This window comes from Haloterrigena sp. KLK7 (assembly GCF_037914945.1).
Taxonomy (GTDB): domain Archaea; phylum Halobacteriota; class Halobacteria; order Halobacteriales; family Natrialbaceae; genus Haloterrigena; species Haloterrigena salinisoli.
In genome coordinates this window covers 373,664-392,901 of sequence record NZ_CP149787.1, presented here as the reverse complement: position 1 = coordinate 392,901, position 19,238 = coordinate 373,664, and the positions used below count along the sequence as shown (strand labels likewise).

Genomic DNA, 19,238 nt, shown 5'->3' with positions numbered 1-19,238 from the left:
TTGAAACGGTGGTAAACGAGACGAACGGGGGTTCAGTTCCGGAACGTGACCGCGTCCTCGAGCTCGCGCGCGGTCTCCAACAGGTCCTCGACGTCGGCGCCCTCGTCCGCGGCCGAGACGGTGACGTGCCCCATCTTGCGCAGCGGTCGGACCTGGCGCTTGCCGTACCAGTGGAGGTTCGCGCCGGGCGTCTCGAGAAGACGGTCGATATCGCCCAGCTCCGCTCGCTGTTCCTCGTCGACATCGCCGAGCAGGTTGGTCAGCACGGTCGGCGACCGCAGTTCCGTCGAGCCGAGCGGCCAGCCGAGCACCGCCCGCGCGTGCTGTTCGAACTGCGAGGTCGCGGCGCCCTCGATCGTCCAGTGGCCGGAGTTGTGCGGGCGCGGCGCGATCTCGTTGAGCAGGATTTCGCCGTCGCTCGTTTCGAAGAGTTCGATGCCGTACACGCCGCGGCCGTCCATCACCTCGAGGACGTCCCGCGCAACGTCGTAGGCGCGTTCGGCGGCGGTTTCGCTCGAGCGCGCGGGCACGATCGTCTCCCGGAGGATCTCGTCGACGTGGACGTTCTCGCCCAGCGGGAAGGTCGCGACCTCGTCGTCTCCCTTGACGGCGATGACCGAGACCTCGCGCTCGAAGTCGACGAACGACTCGACCATCGCGGGGCCGGCGACCGACTCGAGGGCCTGCTCGGCCTCCTCTTTCGACTCCACGGGAACGTTTCCGCGCCCGTCGTAGCCGCCCGTGCGGGCCTTCAACATTACCGGCGCGCCATAGTCGTCGATGGCCTCGCGGATGTCGGCGGCGTCCTCGACCTCGCGGAACGGCGGCACCGGAACGCCCGCGTCCTCGAGTTCGCGCTTCTGGACGAGTTTGTCGTGGATCGTCCGCAGCGTCGACGGCTTCGGGTGGACCGGCGTCCCGGAGTCCTCGCTGACGCGCTCGAGGACGTCCTGGTCTGCGAGTTCGATCTCGAAGGTGAGCACGTCCGCGCGCGCGGCGAGTTCGCGGATTCCCGCCTCGTCGTCGAAGTCGGCGACGATCTGATCGCGAGCGACCGGCGCGGCCGGGCAGTCCGGCGTCGGATCGAGGACGACGACTTCGACTCCCAGCGGCGACGCCGCCTCCGCGAGCATTCGTCCGAGCTGTCCGCCGCCGACGACCCCGAGCGTCGGTCCCGGCGTCCGTAGCGTTGTCATGCGCGCCGCTTGTCTATGCCGCCGCTTAAGGGTTCTCACTTTACGGCACGATCGTGGTCACCACGTGGTGTATTCTCACTCGATATACTCACGAACGAGGACACTTCGGGGCTGTCCCGGTAGCTCGTCGACGGACGAGCACACTGGACGCTCCGGGACGATATCGCGCCTCGTCGATCCCGTCGTGGCGCGATCGGAATCGACCGTCGCGCGAGGCGGTCGGTTCGGGAAGCGTGGCCACGAGAGAACGGTACCTCTTTTAGGCCCCCTCTCCACCGCTGGCGTATGACCACGCTCGGACTGGTGGTCGCGGAGTTCAACCGGCCGATCACCGAGCAGATGGAGCAGGAGGCCCTCGAGGCGGCCCAGGCCGCTGGCGCCGAGGTGTACGAGACGGTCCGCGTCCCGGGCGCGTACGACGCGCCGCTGGCCGCTGATCGGCTCGCCCGCCGCGACGCGGTCGAGGCCGTGGCCGTCGTCGGGACGGTCATCACCGGTGACACCGACCACGATCAGGTGATCACCGACGCGACCGCCCAGCGGCTCTCCGACGTCAGTCTCGAGCGTGACACTCCCGTAACCCTCGGCGTGACGGGCCCCGGTATGTCCGCCGCCGAGGCCCGGGAGCGCGTCGAGAACGCGGCGAAAGCCGTCGACGGCGCGCTCGACCTCGTCGACCAGCTTCCCGATTCCGATCCGGATTCAGATTCAGCGTAATACCAGCGATGACCATGGAATTCACCGATCGTCTGACCCGAGTCGAACCGTCCGCAACGCTCGCCATCTCCGCGCTCGCCACCGAACTCGAGAACGACGGCGTCGACGTCGTCGACCTCTCCGTCGGCGAGCCCGACTTCCCGACCCCCGAGAACATCGTCGAAGCGGGCAAGGACGCGATGGACGCCGGCCACACCGGCTACACCACCTCCGCGGGGATCATCGACCTCCGCGAGGCCATCTCGGAGAAACTCGCCGACGACGGCCTCGACCACGGCCCCGAGGAGATCATCGTCACGCCCGGCGCCAAGCAGGCGCTCTACGAGATCATCCAGGCGCTGATCGCCGACGGCGACGAGGTCGCCCTGCTCGACCCCGCGTGGGTCTCCTACGAGGCGATGGTCAAGATGGCCGGCGGCGACCTGACCCGCGTCGACCTCTCCGATTCGGACTTCCAGCTCGAGCCCGCGCTCGACGACCTCGAGGCCGCGGTCTCCGACGAGACCGAACTGCTGATCGTCAACTCGCCGTCGAACCCGACCGGTGCCGTCTACTCCGACGCGGCGCTCGAGGGCGTCCGCGATCTGGCCGTCGAGCACGACATCACCGTGATCTCCGACGAGATCTACAAGGAGATCACCTACGGCGTCGAGCCGACCAGCCTGGGCACGCTCGAGGGAATGGCCGACCGCACCGTGACGGTCAACGGCTTCTCGAAGGCCTACTCGATGACCGGCTGGCGGCTCGGCTACTTCGCCGGTCCCGAGGAACTGATCGATCAGGCCGGCAAGCTCCACAGCCACTCCGTCTCCTCGGCCGTGAACTTCGTCCAGCACGCCGGTCTCGAGGCCCTCGAGACCGAGGACGCCGTCACCGAGATGGTCGACGCCTTCGCGGAGCGCCGCGACCTCGTCATCGACCTGCTCGAGGAGCACGACGTCGACGTCGCCGAGCCCGAGGGCGCCTTCTACATGATGGTCCCCGTCGACGACGACGATCAGGCCTGGTGTGAAGGGGCACTCGAGGACGCCCACGTCGCGACCGTTCCGGGCAGCGCGTTCGGCACCCCCGGCTACGCGCGGATCTCGTACGCGGCGAGCGAAGAGCGACTCGAGGAAGGGATCGAGCGGCTGGCCGACGAAGGCTACTTCTAAGCCGTCGGTTCGCCGCCGAGTTCGATTTCGATTCTGTTTTCGCATCGGGTGCGAGCGATTGCAGCGGCGATCTCGTTCGCGGCCGTTCCGACAGATCGTGTGCGCGGTCTCGGAAGCGAGACGAGCGGGACAGCGGGACGATTCCTCGAGACGGGCCGCGACTGAGTCGTACCCGTGCCGTTGCGACGGTCGTCACGTGATCGAGACCAGCCTCGAGTTTATCAGCGACGCCGCGGCCAACGCGTGCATGGACTGTCCGACGTGTGGGAAGTCATTGAATACGGAACAGGGAATGCGGCAACATCATACGAAAATCCACGGTGAATCGCTCCCGAACCGGACGTGCAAAGGATGTGGAACTGATTTTTATGATCCGAAATCACGACGAGAGTTCTACGATGAGTGTAATCCAAACGGCGGGAAATATAACGGAAACTGGAAAGGTGGAACCGAAACGACTGCGTGTAAACGGTGCGATTCCACGTTCGAATACTATCCGTCCGACAAATCCGGGGTATACTGTCCGGACTGTGTCGAAGAATCCGATAAATTTCTTGGAACACCATACTACGAAGTCCACGATATCGAGCGCGTAAAACGTGTCTGTGAGAGCTGCGGAAGGATTAGAACTGTTCTCAAATCTAAAGCAAAACGGGAGCCGGTAAGGTTTTGCAGTCAGAACTGTCTTCGGATTTGGTTGTCTGAACAGTGGGGAAGCGCCAACAATCCCTACAACGGGAAGTGGAGATCGGTGAGACGTAAAGCGCTCGAACGAGACGATCATACATGCCAGAACTGTGGAATAACCCGTGAAGAGATCGGCCACGAGCCGGATGTTCATCATATTACACCGGTACGAGAATTTAACAATCCGCAACTCGCTCATACGCTCGACAACGTGACCTGCCTTTGTCGCAGTTGTCATCGATACGCTGAAATTGAACTAATCGACAGCATCTCGACAGTCGAGCAGGAGTAAACAATAACTCATAAGCCGTTCTGTCGTTAACTCACACCTGCCGATCAAGTCCCGTGGTGTAGTGGCCAATCATATGGGCCTTTGGAGCCCATGACGGCGGTTCGAATCCGCCCGGGACTATTTTCGCGAGAACAACTCCGTGAGCGTATCCTCGGTGGTTCGAACCCAGAGGACGAGATGATTCGAGTCCTCGCGGTTCGAATCCGCCCGGGACGATACCCAGTTTGGTGTGAATACTCTTTTTCAGACTAACACGCTACCATGAACAGTCAACGGCACGAGCAGATCGAGTGGACGCGCACTGCTTGTCACATATTGGCAAGCGGAAGATGATGTAGAACACACCAATCACGGGTGCCATCCGCCTTCTACGATTATCAGCGTGTGAAAGGCTGAAGCATTTGCTGCTGGCGGAGGGAACATCGCCCATGTCCGGCAATCACGATTGTCCCATCTGTGGTGACGAGTTCGATTCCCGGAAAGACCTGGAAGAGCACTCCTTAGAGGAGCATAGGCGAGAGCTTAGTCGCGATTAGTCCGTTGCACCGCCCGCGACTACTTCTGTCGCGAGCAAACCCGCGAGCGACGAATACGATCAGTAGATCCGGATAGTCGACTCTCCCCGGTCGGTGTTCAGGGATCCAGTCAGATCCCTGGCCAGTCTGAGCGCGCAGATCCCTGCACGTCAGTGCCGATCAACGGCAGGACCGGACGACACGTCCCGGATCCGAAGACACACGAATCGCTTTTGTCGGGAGGTTCGATCGTCGCTCCCAGCAACCGGGAATGCGGGGTAGGCTTAGGATCGCGCTCCGGTGAGTAGTCATATGGCACTCTCGTCAGACCGGCAGTCGCAATTTCGGCGTCCGCCGTCGACGTTCACCGATCGCGAGGGGCGAACGATGACGGTCAGCACGTACACGGGTGATCCCGACCCGCTGGTGGAGATGTACGCGCAGTTCGACGACGAATCGCGGTCACAGGGGGTGCCGCCTCGAGGGGAACACCGGATCCGCCAGTGGGTAGACGGGCACCTCGAGGACGGTCTGAACGTCGTCGTCAGGCATCGAGACGACGCGGTCGGTCACGCCGTGTTGATCCCGTACGACGACACTGCAGAGCTGGCTATTTTCGTTCGCCCGGCGTATCAGTTGGCGGGAATCGGAACGGAACTCATACAGTGCTTGCTCGGACACGGGCAGGCGAACGGGCTCGACCACGTCTGGCTGACCGTCGCTCGAACCAATCGTATCGCGATGAACCTGTATCGATCGGCCGGGTTCGAAACGACATCCCACAATCGCGGCGAACACGAGATGGAACGCCACCTGTGAATTCGCGTTGACCGGTCGCGAGCCGCGCTCGTTCGACCGACTCGACGCGATGCGGAGTCGGGGTGACTGCGATCTGCGACGAGCGTCGCCTCGAGGGCTCCTTCGAACCCCGCATCTGGCTACCTGCGTCCAGTGGCTCTCGTCTCGCTCGAGCGAGGGGAGTCCCCCGTCCCGACTCGCCCCTGAGACCGCGTGGAGAACAGGTTCTATAGAGGCGACGATCACAGTGCGCCCACATTCGGGAGGAATCCGATCGTGAATCGGGTATGTGTACGTCGGAGCGAAAGCCGGCCGGTCCGGACCGAACGAACGCGGCCGGCCGATCAGTCCGTCCCACCGTCTCGAACCCGTCGAGTTTCCTCGCGGTTGTCAGATTCTGGCTAGTCAGGGCTCAGTGGCGGGTTTAACGGAGAGATAATGAAGTGCGCTGTCCCAATAGATGGGTCTAGATACGTGGTGCAACGAACAACGCCGCTGCCCTGGTACGTCGGCAGCGGTCGAACGGGAACACGGGTTGCAAACAAACAACTACAACGATGACTTCGACGTTTGGCCGGGAGGATTCGACAGCGACTGGGAGTACCGAGCGTGAATCGGACGGGCTGGACACGCTTCTCATCGGGATCGATGCGGGGTGTCTGCCGGTCTTCGAGCGACTCTTCGAGGAGGACCGGATTCCGACCATCGAGCGGCTCTGCACTGAGGGCGTGACCGCGCCGCTGGAGTCCCAGATCCCGCCGTGGACGCCGAGCGCCTGGCCGTCGATCTACACGGGCGTCAACCCCGGTAAACACGGCGTGGTCGGCTTCGTCGGCTACGACGGCTACGACTGGCACGTGACGAGCAACGACGACGTTCGGGAGCACCCGCTGTGGACGCTGTTGGATCGACACGACCGCTCGAGCGTCGTCGTCAACGCGCCGGTGACGCACCCGCCCGACGAGTTCGACGGAGCAGTGATCCCCGGCTTTCTGGGGCCGGAGGATCCGCCCTGTCATCCCGACGGGCTCCTCGAGGAGGTCCGGGAAGAGATCGGCGAGTACCGCGTTTATCCGGACTACACGCGCGGCGACGACTCGCTGTCCAACGAGGAGAAGATCGCGGAGTACCGCAATCTGATCCGAATGCGCGGCGACGCGTTTCGGTACCTCGTCGGCGAGTTCGAGCCGGACCTGGGTTTCCTCCAGTTCCAGAAGACGGACACGGTCTTCCACGAGTTCGCCGGCGACGAGGAACTCGTCAACCGGGTCTACGAGGCGACCGACGACCAGCTCGCGGCGGTACTCGAGGCCTGCGATCCGGATCGGGTTTTCCTCGTGAGCGATCACGGGATGGGACCGTACGACGGCTACGAGTTCCGAATCAACGAGTTCCTCCGGGACGAGGGCTACCTCGAGACGACGACCGGTGGGAAGGGGATGCCGTCGTGGACGCCGATGCGCAGGCGGCTCCGCGAGGGAGAGGAGTGCGAGTCCTGGGAGCCCGGCGCGACGGCGCGCGCGGCGTCGGTCGCCGCCCGGTTCGGGATCACCGCCAGTCGTATCAGGGCCGCCCTCGAGCGGGTCGGCCTCGCCGACCTCGCGAGGGAGTACGCGCCGAACGGCGTCTCGCGGACGGCCAACGAGCAGGTCGATTTCACCGAGTCCGCGGCCTACGTCCGGGCGCGGACCGAACTCGGCGTCCGGATCAACCTCGAGGGACGGGATCCGAACGGGGTCGTCCCGTCCGAGGAGTACGACGCGTTCCGCGAGGAACTGATCCGGAAACTGCAGGCCGTCGAGACCCCCGACGGCGAGCCGCTATTCGAGACGGTCGCGCCGGGCGAGCGCTACTTCCACGGTGACTACGACGACGACACCGTCGATATCGTGACGATCCCCAACGGCTTCGATCACATGATCTCCGAACAGCTGAGCGGCGGGGAGTACTTCGGCCCGGCCGAACCGTGGAACCACAAGCTCGACGGAGTCTTCGTGGCCGCGGGAGAGGGGATCGACGAGACGACGTCGCTCGAGCGCGTCCACCTCTTCGATGTCGCGCCGACGGTTATGGCCGCGATGGGGGTTCCCCACAGCGACCGTATGGACGGGAGCGTCGCGCCGGTCGTCGACCCGATCGATCCGATGTCGTACGCGGACTACGAGGGCGACGGCGTCGATCCGGATCGATCGGAACCGGACGAGGACGTGACCGACCGGCTGGCCGATCTGGGGTATCTGAACTGATCGCCGATGGATCCGGGGTCGTCCCGGTGGCTGCAACGATCTATTATCGTCCGTATAGGTTTGGACGCCGTCCCCGACCACGCGATAGGAAACGGGCTTTGCATGGGATTTATCGCCGAAGTTCATCTCGTTCACGACGAGCTCGCGCTGGCACCGACGATCGCGAACCATCCCGAGACGACGTTCAGATACGAGTACGAGACGTCGACCGACGACCGTCGGTTCCAGTTTGTCTCCGTGTTCAGCGACGACGACGCGGCGATCGCCGATTCGATGGCGTCGGATCCGACGGTCTCGAACCCGACGCGCATCGCGACGTTCGAGAACCGGACGATCTTCCGCGTGGCACTCGAGACCGAGCACGCGGTTCTCCCCGACTGGGGCGGCGAGCACGGACTGTTCGTGTTCACGATCACGAGCGGGGAACGCGGCTGGGTCGCTCGCGTCTACCTGCCGAACCGGGACGCACTGATCGCGTTTCGAGCGCGATGTCGCGACCGCGGGATCTCGTTTCGCGTGACGCAGTTGTACGACACGTCGGTCTCCGACAGCGGGACTTTCCATCTGACCGATCAGCAACACGAGATCCTCATGATGGCCTACTACGGCGGTTACTTCGACATTCCACGAGGTATCACGCAGGACGATCTCGCCGAACGACTCGGCATCTCCGACTCGGCGGTCTCACAGCGGCTCCGACGCGCCATCACGGAACTGATCGCGGCGACGATCGAGAACGATCGAATGCCGAACCAATGACCGCGATCGGACCGAGGGGGATCCGTCTCGAGCACGCGCCTCGTCGATGTCGGACGGGCGTCAGACGCGATTTGGATATATTATTGAAACGTTCTCCGATAGGTCAGACGACTCAGGAAATCGTCGAATTCCGGAGTGTATGTGGCTCTGAGCCGGAATTAATACTACCACACTCGATTGCACCAGCTGCAAGTGTTGAGTAATCGATAATTACCCCGGCCGCTTCCGAACTTAAAAACTTGCTATCCGAACCCATAGCTACTCGACCCCGTCATCATTCACAACAAAGTGAATATCAATGGTGGAACGAAGTGATTTGCAGTGTTCGGATGGGATGGACTCTTCTCGACCGCGCTCGGAAGGGACCGGTGCCGATCGATCGACTGCGAACGACACGACACGTTCGGGACGAACGCGACGCACGGTATTAGGTGGAATCGCAGCCGCAGGCGCGGCCGCTATCGGCGTGACGTCGACCGTCGGCGCCTCGACCTCGACGGACCTGTACGAAGAGTACTACGACGACTACGAGAACGTCGTCAACGTCGTCGAGGCCGGTGCGGATAACACCGGGACGGAATCGATCACGCCCGTGCTCGAGGACCTTCGAGCCGACGACACGCTGTTCGTCTTCCCCGAGGGGCGGTACTTCATGGACGAGCAGTTCCGGTACACGGGCTTCGAGAACATCGGCTTCGTCGGCAGCGACGCGACGCTCGTTCCGGCGGATTACCACGCGTTCGACGGCCCGCAGTTCAGACTGTTCCGTCTCGGCGTCACCTACAACCCCGGCAGTCGCCTCCGATTCGAGGGGTTCGACGTCGATCAGACGGCCCCCGACACGGGGATTCGAGCGATCGAGGCCTACGTCTCCGATCGACTCGAGGTGCGCGACATCACCGTTCGTGGCCAGCACGATAGCGGTACGTGGGGTCCGGGACTGTTCAACGTCACCGACCCCGACGGGACGGGGATCGTCGAACGGTTCCGGGCGCCGGACGGCGGCGCATGGGTCGAGAACACGCCCAACGCGGGCAACCGCTGGCGCGGACCGATCGGGATCGAGGCCAACCAGAACGCGGGCACGCTCGAGTTCAAACACTGCTGGCTCGGCGGCTTCCCGAACAACGGTCTCTACGCGGCGGGCGGCGACGGACGGATCGTGGTCAGCGGCGGTCTCTACCGGAACAGTAACGGAGCGAACGTCCGCGTCGGCGGCACGGACAGCGAGATCCGCTGGCCGACGGTCGAGGTCGACGAGACGCGACCGGAGGACCGAACCCAGCGCGGGATCCGGATCGAGAACAGTCAAAATATCGAAATCTACGGTGCACTCGTCGATATCACCTCGCCGATGCCGACGAGCCACGCGATCTCGGTGATGAACACCTGCGAAAAGGCTCGGATCAAGAACACCGAGGTTCAGATCCGCGGGTCGAACGTCAACCACGGCATCGTCCTCTCGCCCGACTGCGGCGAGACGACGATCGCCGACACGTCGATCAGCCACGAGACCGCGGGCGGCTACCCGCTGTGGATCCGCGACAGCGACAGATCCGAGCGGATCCTCGCCGAACACCTCACGATCTCGGGCCGATCCGGCGACGCCAGCGGCTTCCGCGACGGGATCCGCTGCGAACGGGACAACTGCCGGTTCAGCCACATCTCGGTCACCCAGGTGGGCCGCGACGGGACCGACCGGAACGCCATCGTCAACACGGGCGCGGACCTGACCGTCTATCGGAGCGACCTGCGCGCCAGCCAGTATCCGTACCTCGACGTCGGGACCGACGCGCTCGTTCGCGACTCCGACCTCGAGTCGACGGACGAGGCGGCCGTCTGCCTCTACGCGTCCGCGGAGAATCCGACCTTCAAGAAGAATCGCCTCGCGGGCGGGATCCGCGACCTCGGCGCGAGCGGCGTCACGACCTGGAAGAACACGATCGAATAGTCGAGACGGGCACCCTTACGAGAACGGAGATCGACTGTATCGGCCGCTCACCGGGGTTTAACACCCGCATAATAACCCCTCGACGTCGCCACGTCTCACTACTGTGAGCACGCTGGATGCTGAACGGACGTCGGCGAGGGGAGCCGCCGACCCTCGGCACGGACGCTCCCCGGTGAGAGCGTGAATCGAAGTATCGCGAGCGGCATCTTCTCGGTCGTCAGTGTGAAGGTCGTCGTGCAGCTCCTCACTGCCCTCTCGACGCCGCTCCTCTACCGGTTTCTCGGTCCGTCGGGCTACGGGGACTACGCGTTTCTGCTGTCCGTATTTGCCATCTACATGATCTTCGTGAGTTCCGGAGTCACCGACGGGGTCCGGAAGTTCCTCGCGGAGGATCGCAACGACGCGAACTGGAGCGAACACGTCGTCGGCTTCTACCTCCGGTTGGCGATCGGTCTCGCCGCCGTCGGCGCCGTCCTATTGATACTCGCCGCCTGGTTCGGGATCGTCGACCGCGCGTTCGGCGACGGGTTCGCGATCTACTTCTACGCGCTCGCCGCCCTCGTCGTGACGGCGCAGTTCCGCGACTACGCCCGAAAGACGCTCATGGGATTCGGCCTCGAGCGCTACTCGGAACCGTTGAAGATCCTCGATACGGTCGCTTTCATCACCGTCGCGGTCCCGCTCGCGTACGTTGGGGTCGGCGTAATAGGGGTACTCGCGGGCCACCTGACGGCGAGCCTGCTCGTGGCCGTCGTCGGGCTGGCCATCGTCAATCGCAGAGTCCCGCTGTCGTGTCTCACCAGTACGCCGAGCGAGCGGTTCCCGCGCAAGCAGATGCTCACGTTCAACTCGATGAGCATCGTGCTCGTGTTCCTGCTGATGTCGCTGTACCACATCGACATCGTGATGCTCCAGCGGTTCCGGGCGAGCGCGGACGTGGGGAACTACAAGGCAGCGCTGACGCTCGCCGAGTTCCTCTGGTTCGTCCCGCTGGCGATCCAGACCGTCTTCGTCCACTCGACGTCGGAGCTGTGGTCCCAGAACCGCCATCGAAGGATCTCGGAACTCGCGTCGCGGGCGACGCGGTACACGTTCCTCCTGACGGCCGTCATGGCGGTCGGGCTGGCGGCGCTGGCCGACGTCGCCGTGCCGATTTACTTCGGTGACGAGGCGATCCCGGCGATCGAACCCCTCTTGCTGTTGCTCCCGGGAGCGCTCGGGTTCGCGCTCGCTCGACCGCTCCTCGCGGTCTCGCAGGGCGAGGGAACGCTCCGGTATCCGATCGCTGCCACCGGCGTGGCGGCGCTGCTCAATGTCGTCCTCAACGCCGCGCTCATTCCCCGGTACGGGATGCACGGTGCGGCCGTCGCGACCAGTATCGGCTACGGGACGATGTTCGTCTGTCACTGCTGGAGCGCCCGTCGCGTCGGATTCGATCCGCTCGCCGACGCGCGACTCGCTCGAGCGGCCCTGACGACTGTCCTCGCGGCCGGTCCCATCATCGCTCTCGCGACGGCGATCTCGAGTCCGTGGCTCGCGCTCGCGGTCGTTCCCCCGGTCGGGTTCGCGGTGTTCCTCGGGTTCGCGCTGCTGGTCGGCGCACTGGATCCGTCCGAACCGTTCGAGATCCTCTCGGTGTTCCCCGATCCGATCGGCTCCCGGGCGGCCGCGATACAGGTGTCACTCGAGAACGCCGAGGACGGCGAGGGCGGCGAACAGCGAAGCTGGTTCCAGAACCTGCTGTTCGTCGCCGGCCTGTCGCTGCTCGTCTCCGGACTCGCGCTGGGCATTCTCGGCCCCGGCGTCCAGAGCATCGTTCCCTGAGCGATCGGCGGTCGACCGCGACGACGTCGGGGTTCGGACCCGATCCGGCGGAATCGCGGCCATCCGCTGTTCGTCGCGCAGGTCGCTCGAGGGAACGCGGTCGATTGCGGTCGTCGAGTCCAGTACGCGGATTCCCGACGCGCTGACTGGTCACATCTTCTCGAGGGACGGTCACACGACGAGCCGGTAGAGCGGAAGTAGATCAGAGAGCGAACTCGCGAGCGGTGAGCCCCCGACAGAGACGGACCTGACTACGGAGAACCGGAGTACGGCAGTGACGGAACTGACAGTATTGTGGCGGAACTGGGAGCGTTGTGACGTGATCTAACGATACCTCCGGCGAACGCGAGACTAGTGGACCTGGCGCTCGAGGTGTTCGCTCTCGGCCATGTCGAACAGCATCGCGAACAGCAGGAACGCGACGCCGGCGACGAGCAGGACCGCGGTCGTCGAACCCTGCACCGACGGGCCGATCGTCGAGAGCGTCGCGAACAGCGTCACGACGGCGGCGAGGACGCCGGTCGCGGCCAGTCCCGCGCCGACGAGATAAAAGAACGCCAGCGGGTGGAAGTCCAACACGAGGTACTTCGTCTTCAGCCGCCACAGGAAGTTCCGCAGCAGCATCGTCGACACCTTCGGGATATACTCGGAGTACGTGATGCTCGACTCCTCGTCACCGTAGACGGCCGGCATCGCCACGTCCGCGACGCGCATCCCGCGGACGTTCAGCTTCACCAGCAGGTCGTTGCAGTAGCCGTAGTACTCGTAGAGGTTCTCGAGGTCGATCGCCTCGAGGGCGTCGCCGGAGATCGCCGTGTAGCCGTTCTGGGGGTCCATCGTCTTCCAGTAGCCGGAGGCGACCTTGGTCAGGAACGACAGGATCGCGTTCCCGACGAACCGAAACCGCGGCATCGCCGCGCGATACTCCCGCGAGAGGAGTCGGTTCCCCTTCGCGTAGTCGGCCTCGTCCGCGACGATGGGGTCGAGCAGCCGGGACATCTGCGAGAGGTCCATCTGCCCGTCGGCGTCGACCGTTACCGTCGCGTCCACGCCGTCGGCGCGCGCGGCGAGATAGCCGGTCTTGATCGCCCCGCCGGCGCCACGGTTCTCGCGGTGCCGGATCGGGACGACTCGTCCGATCGGGTCCTGGACGGACGCCCGTCGAACGAGCGCGGACGCGCCGCCGTCGGTGACCATCGGCGCGTCGTCCGTCGCGTCGACCCCCCCGTTCGCGTCGGCGTCGTCGCGGGCTGCCTCGAGGATCTCCTCCCAGGTCCCGTCGGTCGATCGGTCGTCGATCGCGTAGATCCGATCGACGTAGTCGGGCATCTCGCGGATCACGTCGCCCACGAACCCCTCCTCGTCGTACGCTGGCATCACGACGCCGACGGTCGCCTCGCGGTACATTACCGTCCCTCCAGCGGATCGGTCGGAGCGATGTCCCGCCCCGTCGCGTCGAACTCCTCGACACGCCCGATCGTCCTTGCAGTGCCACCGGGTGGCACGAACTGTCGTCGATTCCGATGCATCAGTGGTCGCGTCGACGAAGCGTTCGGCCTTTCTTATACAGCTATTAGGGCGCGAGCCGCGCCGCCTCGGAGCGAGACGATCGCCGCGTCGCCCGCCGCGAGTTCCGAGCGGGAGACTCGAGGCGACCGATCGAACCGCCGTTCCGGGCGTTTAGCGACGCGATAATAATGGCTCGCCCGTCGAGAGTTGCGAGAAATGCCCCGAGTCAGCGTCGTGATTCCGACCTACAACAGAGCCGAAACGCTTCCGCGCGCGATCGACAGCGCGCTCGCACAGACGACCGACGATCTCGAGGTCGTCGTCGTCGACGACGGGTCGACCGACGAGACGCCGTCCGTGCTGGCCGACTACGAGGACCCCCGAGTCCGACCCGTCGTCCACGCGACGAACCAGGGGGCCAACGTGGCCCGGAACACCGGCATCGAGCACGCCCGCGGCGAGTACATCGCCTTCCTCGACTCCGACGACGAGTGGCGCCCCGAGAAGCTCGAGCGCCAACTCGCCGCCCTCGAGGGGCGATCCGACGAGTGGGTCGGCGTCTACTGCGACTCGACCTACGAGCTGTCGGGGACGAACGACCGCCTCCGTGGGGCCGCCGCGTCCGCGCTCGCGCGATCGGACGACGAGCCCGTGCGAGAGGGCGGCGAGGAGCTGATTGGCCTGATCATGGCCGACGAGGTGCAGCCGGACGCCGGCTCGACCCTGCTCGTCCGGACCGACGTCGCTCGCGAAATCGGCGGCTTCGACGAGGAGCTCGATCGGTTCCAGGACCCCGAATTCTGTCTGCGGGTGCTCAAGGCGGGCAAGCTCGCGTACGTCGACGAGCCGCTGGTCGTTCGCGAGGAAACGGGCCAGCCGCCGGCGGACGTCATCCGCTCGGCCAGCGAGCAGTACCTCTCGATGTACGAGGACGAGGTCGAACGGTTCGAAGCGGAGGGACACGAGATTCGCGCTGCCCACCGGCTCGTCGTCGCGAAGGCGTACCTCTCCGAGGGTCGTCTCCTCCGCGGACTGTGGTATCTGCGCGACGCCGCCGCGTCCCCGCGACAGTATCCCGGCCTGTGCTGGGCCGCCGGCAGCGGTGTCCGACGGCGACCGATGCCGATCGTCGCGACGACCGTACTCGTTCTCGTCGTCTTCGTTGCGGCGGCGCTCGAGCGGACGACGATCGCTCGTCGCATACTGACCGAGTAGCGACGTCTCTCCCGAGAGACTCAACGATCCGGTTTTCGCGGGCCACACGATTTCCGTAGCTCGAATCGTCGGCACCGCGACTGCAACGGTCTTGGCAGTTCGATAACTAACACGATCCCCGTGGCGTGCCTATCCGTGAACGTCAGAACGCTCTATCACACTGCCAGGGCGGTACAGGAGCTCGTCGCGACCGAGCGCGAATCCGACGTCTCGCGATCGCTCCGACGACGGCTCTGGCTCTGGCGGCGCGGCTTCGTGAGCCGGTCCGACGCCGTCTACGACCTCGATCCGGAGACGTACCGCGACTACGTGAGCGACTACGAGCGGTTCGTGCGCACGAAGCGTATCAACGGGACGTGGTCGGTGGCCCTCTCGAACAAGCTGCTCTTTCACCGGCTCATGCAGCCGTTCGACGACGAGCGGATGACGGTCTACGGCCTGATCCGCGACGGGACGTACCACCCGATCGACGACCGACGCGACCGGCGCGAGGTGACCGACGGTGGGCCGGCGGCTTCGGGACCGATCGGCACCGGCGGACCGCCGTCTGAGCCGCCACAGTCCTCGGCGCACCCACGGGAGACGGGAAACGCCGCCCAGCGGGTCATCGACCGGCTCGAGGTCGAGGATCGGCTGGTCCTCAAGTGGGTCCGCGGCGGCGGCGGGAACAACGTTCTGCTGTGTTCGCGTACCGGCGACGGCTACCGGGTCAACGGCGATCGCTACCCGGAGTCCGCGTTCCGATCGCTAGTCGCCGACCTCGACGAGTACCTCGTCTGCGAGTTCGTCGATCAGGGGCCGTTCCCGACCGCGCTGTACCCGGCGACGCCGAACACGATCCGGCTCATCACGATGTACGACGACGAGCTCGGCGAACCGTTCGTCGCCGCGGCGATCCAGCGGATCGGTACGACGGACTCCGCACCGCTGGACAACTTCACGCAGGGCGGCCTCTCCGCGGCGATCGACCTCGAGACGGGCGAACTCGGTCCGGGCGCGCGTCCCCCCGACGGCGACGGCGTCGAGTGGCACTCGACTCACCCGGACACCAAGATGGCCGTCGAAGGAGAGCGGATCCCGGGCTGGCAGCGGATCCGAGCGACCGTCCTCGAGATGGCCGACGCCTGCCCGTTCGTTCCGTACGTCGGCTGGGACGTCATCGTGACCGACGACGACGGCGGATTCACCGTCATCGAAGCGAACAGCTACCCAGGCCTCAAATCGATTCAGGTCCACGAGCCGTTGCTGGCCGACGACCGCGTCCGTCGGTTCTACGAACGACATGGCGTTCGGTAGCTCGTCGTGGGGCGTTGCCGCGGACGGTCGCCGATCAGAAAGGGGCGGATTCACTCTCTACAACCGTTTCACGACGGTTTCGAGCGAAGCAAGCGAATCGATTCTGCTGTTATTCTCGTGATAGTAAATACATCCACCCCCCAAGTGGGGGAGTGGAATGCAGCGGAATCCGCTTTCACGACGCTCGGTATTATCACTCGCGGGCGCCTGTGTAGCCGCAGGCGCTGGCGCGACTACAGTCAGTGGGGCACAGGAGAACGGATCGACTCGGGAGTCGTTCGTGATTCGCGAGGGAACGGCCGAAGAGACGACGGTGTACGTCACCACCGCGGACGCCGACGGACCAACGGCCGTCGTCATCGGCGGCGTCCACGGCAACGAGGTCGCGGGCTATACGGCCGCGAGCGCGATCGCCGACTGGGAGATCGGCGCGGGAACGCTCGTCACCGTCCCCGAGGCCAACGCTGCCGCGATCGATCGCAGCACGCGGACCGCCGACGACGGCGCCGACCTCAACCGACAGTTTCCCGAAGGAGAGCGGCCGAGAACCGACCTCGCTCGGGCGCTCTGGCGAGTCATCACCGAGTACGATCCGGACATCGTGATCGACCTTCACGAGTCGACGGGTATCTACGCGAACGATCCCGTCGACGGCGTCGGACAGGCAATCTTCCACTCCGACGAGGCCACCGCGGCCGCGACCGATGCGGCCGAGTACGTCACCCGCAACTACGTGGACGATTCCTCGCTGGCGTTCCAGACCGGACCGTTCACCGGCCCCGACACCGATCCGACGGGGCTACTCGTCCATAAGGCCGCCCGCGATCTCGGCGCCGACGCGTTCCTCGCGGAGACGCTCTCGACCAACGTCTCCCTCGAGACTCGCGTGCAGTGGCACTCGGCGATCGTCGAGCGGCTGCTGACGGACGAACTCCAGTTGGAGGCGGTCGAGGGCGGCGATTCCGACGAGTCGGACACCGACGGCGAGGAGGCCGACGGAGACGAGGAGGCCGAAGAAGGCGAGACCGCCGAGGAGGCTGAAGAAGGCGAGACCGCCGAGGAGGCTGAAGAAGGCGAGACCGCCGAGGAGGCTGAAGAAGGCGAGACCGCCGAGGAGGCTGAAGAAGGCGAGACCGCCGAGGAGGCTGAAGAAGGCGAGACCGCCGAAGAGACCGACGAAGGTGAGACCGCCGAAGAGACCGACGAAGGCGAGACTGCCGAAGAGACCGACGAAGGCGAGACTGACGAGGCCGAGACTGACGAGGCCGAGTCGGCCGACGAAGACGAGACGACGACGGAGACACCCGTCACATCGAGCGACAGCTGCCCCGCGAACGCCGCCCGGTGACATTCGAGGCCGGAGAGCAGGTCAAACTCGACGTATCGGGATCGTATGCCCGGGGCGGCGAGATCGTCCGCTACGAGTGGGACGTCGGGCAGACAGCGAAGCTCGACGACACCGGCGAGACGATCACGGTGACGGCGGCGCGAATGCCCACAACACAGTCGTGTTGCGCGTAACCACCCCGACGGAGCGACTGACACGGAATCGATCACGCTCTCGATGGCCTGATCGCCTCGAGGACTGGTCAGTCTCACACCTGCGCTCACTGAGAAATCGCTTCTCGGCTGGGATGGTCGGAACCGTTCGTCACCGCGCGAGCCACCGAAACGCCATCGGCTCAGTAATGCTGTGCCGTCCGGAGTTTCCAGAGGTCGTCGAACGTGATGACCTCGACGTCGGCGCTATCGATGTGGTCGAGCAGCTCCGCGTAGTCGGTTTCGGACATCGTGCTCTGGTCGGAGAACGCGTGGAAGTTCAGAATCGTACACTGTCGGTGCTGGGCGGCGAGATTGACACACTGTTTCGCGATGTCGAGATCGTGGCCGATCGTCCGCGGTAACGCCAGCGGGTCGAAGCCGTAGACGCTGGTCGTATTGACGTTACCGGACTGGTTGAAGCCGCCGCAGTAGTGGTAGTCGGTCGTGCACTCGAGGCTCAGCCTGTCGTAGCTGTTGTGCGGGTAGACGATGTAGTCCGCTCCTTCGAATCCCTTGTCGAGGTACCACTGCTTGTCCCGTTCGAGACGGGTTCGGACTACCTCCTCGTTGTCTTCCTCGTGGATGGGAGAGTGTGTCCCGTGAACGACGATCTGGTCGCCCGCGTCCTGTCGCTCCTGGAGCTCCGAGATCGTCATGTAACCGTCCTCGCCCCGTTGTGCCCAGCGCGGAACGGGGGCCTGGACCGTCTGGAAACCGTACTCGTCGTGCAGCGGCGCGGCTGCCTCGTAGTAGTCGCTCGTGCCGTCGTCCCAGGTCAGCATGACGTATCCCTGGTCGGGCTTCTTGTGGGTCCGCAGGTCGTCGACCCAGACCTCGGCCTTGTCCATGGTGTGCAGGACCTGTATCTCGAGGCGCTCCAGGGAGTCCAGTGCGGGTTCGTACTCGCTTTCTGAGAAGACGCCCGGACTCGCGCGGAACCAGGCGACGTCTGGGCTCCGGCAGGTGATCTCCCGCAGCGAGAAGTACCTCTCGCTGCCGAACTGGTCGACCAGCCGCAGGTTGATCGTGATGTTCTGTGGAGTCGTCGTCCGGATCGCGAACGAGAGGTCCGTCTCGGTGAGGTCCTCGCCCATCATGCCCCGTTGCGCGACGATGTTCTCCTGGCCGTTCGATTCCAGCTTGAAGCTCTGGTCGCCGTCGAAGACGACGTCCTGATCGGCGGTTCCCGACCCCCGGGTGACCTCCCAGTCGGAGAGGTCGCTGAAGTCGTCGAGCGACTCGCCGGGCTGGCGGTACTTCTCGCGGCTGTCGTACTCCGTCTCGAGCGGCGGGACGCCGTCAGCGAGTGCAGCCGCCTGTTCGGTCGACTCGTCGTCCGTCTCGTTCTTCTCTTCTTTCGAATCGTCGTCCGACTCGCCGAGGACGGAGCTGAGCTGATCGGTACACCCCGCGAGACCGGCGATCGCGGTTGCGCTCGACAGTGCGAGAACTCGTCGGCGGGTAGGTCGCTGCTGTGGCATTGACGACCCGAAGCTACTGACAGTCGGGACATTATTATAGATCCGATAGGCCGGAA

General features: G+C 64.7%; 15 protein-coding genes and 1 tRNA gene. 13 read left to right on the top strand and 3 right to left on the bottom strand.

The features are described from left to right. Positions 1-32: 32 nt before the first annotated feature. Positions 33-1,196, bottom strand: a complete 1,164-nt coding sequence (locus tag WD430_RS01880) for a 5-(carboxyamino)imidazole ribonucleotide synthase (protein ID WP_407067133.1) — start codon at positions 1,194-1,196, stop codon at positions 33-35. A gap of 285 nt (positions 1,197-1,481) precedes the next feature. Between WD430_RS01880 and ribH the strand changes: the two genes are divergently transcribed. The 9 genes from ribH (at position 1,482) to WD430_RS01835 (ending at position 12,139) form a co-directional block, all read left to right on the top strand. Then, entirely contained in the window at positions 1,482-1,913 is a 432-nt protein-coding gene (ribH, locus tag WD430_RS01875) for a 6,7-dimethyl-8-ribityllumazine synthase (protein ID WP_339104340.1), read from the top strand. 8 nt (positions 1,914-1,921) lie between these two features. Continuing rightward, complete coding sequence (locus WD430_RS01870) at positions 1,922-3,067, top strand: pyridoxal phosphate-dependent aminotransferase (RefSeq protein WP_339104339.1); 1,146 nt, start codon at positions 1,922-1,924, stop codon at positions 3,065-3,067. Between the two features lie 247 nt (positions 3,068-3,314). Beyond that, the gene (locus WD430_RS01865) at positions 3,315-4,046 is read left to right on the top strand and encodes an HNH endonuclease signature motif containing protein (protein ID WP_339105845.1); all 732 of its coding nucleotides are present in this window, start codon (positions 3,315-3,317) and stop codon (positions 4,044-4,046) included. A 47-nt stretch (positions 4,047-4,093) separates the two neighbouring features. After that, positions 4,094-4,166, top strand: a tRNA-Gln gene (locus WD430_RS01860). Between the two features lie 707 nt (positions 4,167-4,873). Then, entirely contained in the window at positions 4,874-5,380 is a 507-nt protein-coding gene (locus WD430_RS01855; protein ID WP_345786456.1) for a GNAT family N-acetyltransferase, read from the top strand. Positions 5,381-5,916: 536 nt separating this feature from the next. Then, positions 5,917-7,605: an alkaline phosphatase family protein gene (locus tag WD430_RS01850; RefSeq protein WP_339104337.1), complete on the top strand. Its 1,689-nt coding sequence runs from the start codon at positions 5,917-5,919 to the stop codon at positions 7,603-7,605. A 102-nt stretch (positions 7,606-7,707) separates the two neighbouring features. Beyond that, positions 7,708-8,364, top strand: a complete 657-nt coding sequence (locus WD430_RS01845) for a helix-turn-helix domain-containing protein (protein WP_339104336.1) — start codon at positions 7,708-7,710, stop codon at positions 8,362-8,364. Positions 8,365-8,662: 298 nt separating this feature from the next. Beyond that, a complete protein-coding gene (locus WD430_RS01840) occupies positions 8,663-10,315 on the top strand; it encodes a right-handed parallel beta-helix repeat-containing protein (RefSeq protein WP_339104335.1) in 1,653 nt (550 codons plus the stop codon). 180 nt (positions 10,316-10,495) lie between these two features. Then, positions 10,496-12,139: a flippase gene (locus tag WD430_RS01835; RefSeq protein WP_339104334.1), complete on the top strand. Its 1,644-nt coding sequence runs from the start codon at positions 10,496-10,498 to the stop codon at positions 12,137-12,139. A 351-nt stretch (positions 12,140-12,490) separates the two neighbouring features. Here WD430_RS01835 and WD430_RS01830 read toward each other — a convergent pair whose 3' ends face one another. Continuing rightward, positions 12,491-13,546: a glycosyltransferase family 2 protein gene (locus tag WD430_RS01830; RefSeq protein ID WP_339104333.1), complete on the bottom strand. Its 1,056-nt coding sequence runs from the start codon at positions 13,544-13,546 to the stop codon at positions 12,491-12,493. A gap of 318 nt (positions 13,547-13,864) precedes the next feature. Here WD430_RS01830 and WD430_RS01825 point away from each other — a divergent pair, with 318 nt between their 5' ends. The 4 genes from WD430_RS01825 to WD430_RS01810 all read left to right on the top strand — a co-directional run bounded on the left by WD430_RS01825 (position 13,865) and on the right by WD430_RS01810 (position 17,680). Further along, positions 13,865-14,863 (top strand): glycosyltransferase, encoded by a 999-nt coding sequence (locus WD430_RS01825; RefSeq protein WP_339104332.1) that lies wholly within the window; start codon positions 13,865-13,867, stop codon positions 14,861-14,863. A 135-nt stretch (positions 14,864-14,998) separates the two neighbouring features. Then, complete coding sequence (locus tag WD430_RS01820) at positions 14,999-16,159, top strand: sugar-transfer associated ATP-grasp domain-containing protein (protein WP_339104331.1); 1,161 nt, start codon at positions 14,999-15,001, stop codon at positions 16,157-16,159. A 157-nt stretch (positions 16,160-16,316) separates the two neighbouring features. Further along, positions 16,317-17,507 carry a succinylglutamate desuccinylase/aspartoacylase family protein gene (locus WD430_RS01815; protein WP_339104330.1) on the top strand — a complete coding sequence of 397 codons (1,191 nt, stop codon included), beginning with the start codon at positions 16,317-16,319 and terminating at the stop codon, positions 17,505-17,507. Further along, positions 17,504-17,680, top strand: coding sequence for a hypothetical protein (locus tag WD430_RS01810; RefSeq protein ID WP_339104329.1), 177 nt, complete (start codon positions 17,504-17,506; stop codon positions 17,678-17,680). Before WD430_RS01815 ends, WD430_RS01810 begins: the two co-directional genes overlap by 4 nt. Before the next feature lie 161 nt (positions 17,681-17,841). Here the strand turns inward: WD430_RS01810 and WD430_RS01805 are convergent, their stop codons facing one another. Further along, on the bottom strand, positions 17,842-19,182 hold the full coding sequence (locus WD430_RS01805) for a polysaccharide deacetylase family protein (protein WP_339104328.1): 1,341 nt from the start codon (positions 19,180-19,182) through the stop codon (positions 17,842-17,844). Positions 19,183-19,238: the final 56 nt, after the last annotated feature.

Coding starts and splice junctions, on each gene's coding strand:
- WD430_RS01880 (WP_407067133.1), bottom strand. CDS start 1,196: ATGACAACGCTACGGACGCCGGGACCGACGCTCGGGGTCGTCGGCGGC.
- WD430_RS01815 (WP_339104330.1), top strand. CDS start 16,317: ATGCAGCGGAATCCGCTTTCACGACGCTCGGTATTATCACTCGCGGGC.
- WD430_RS01850 (WP_339104337.1), top strand. CDS start 5,917: ATGACTTCGACGTTTGGCCGGGAGGATTCGACAGCGACTGGGAGTACC.
- WD430_RS01825 (WP_339104332.1), top strand. CDS start 13,865: ATGCCCCGAGTCAGCGTCGTGATTCCGACCTACAACAGAGCCGAAACG.
- WD430_RS01870 (WP_339104339.1), top strand. CDS start 1,922: ATGACCATGGAATTCACCGATCGTCTGACCCGAGTCGAACCGTCCGCA.
- WD430_RS01840 (WP_339104335.1), top strand. CDS start 8,663: ATGGTGGAACGAAGTGATTTGCAGTGTTCGGATGGGATGGACTCTTCT.
- WD430_RS01805 (WP_339104328.1), bottom strand. CDS start 19,182: ATGCCACAGCAGCGACCTACCCGCCGACGAGTTCTCGCACTGTCGAGC.
- WD430_RS01845 (WP_339104336.1), top strand. CDS start 7,708: ATGGGATTTATCGCCGAAGTTCATCTCGTTCACGACGAGCTCGCGCTG.
- WD430_RS01830 (WP_339104333.1), bottom strand. CDS start 13,546: ATGTACCGCGAGGCGACCGTCGGCGTCGTGATGCCAGCGTACGACGAG.
- WD430_RS01855 (WP_345786456.1), top strand. CDS start 4,874: ATGGCACTCTCGTCAGACCGGCAGTCGCAATTTCGGCGTCCGCCGTCG.
- WD430_RS01865 (WP_339105845.1), top strand. CDS start 3,315: ATGGACTGTCCGACGTGTGGGAAGTCATTGAATACGGAACAGGGAATG.
- ribH (WP_339104340.1), top strand. CDS start 1,482: ATGACCACGCTCGGACTGGTGGTCGCGGAGTTCAACCGGCCGATCACC.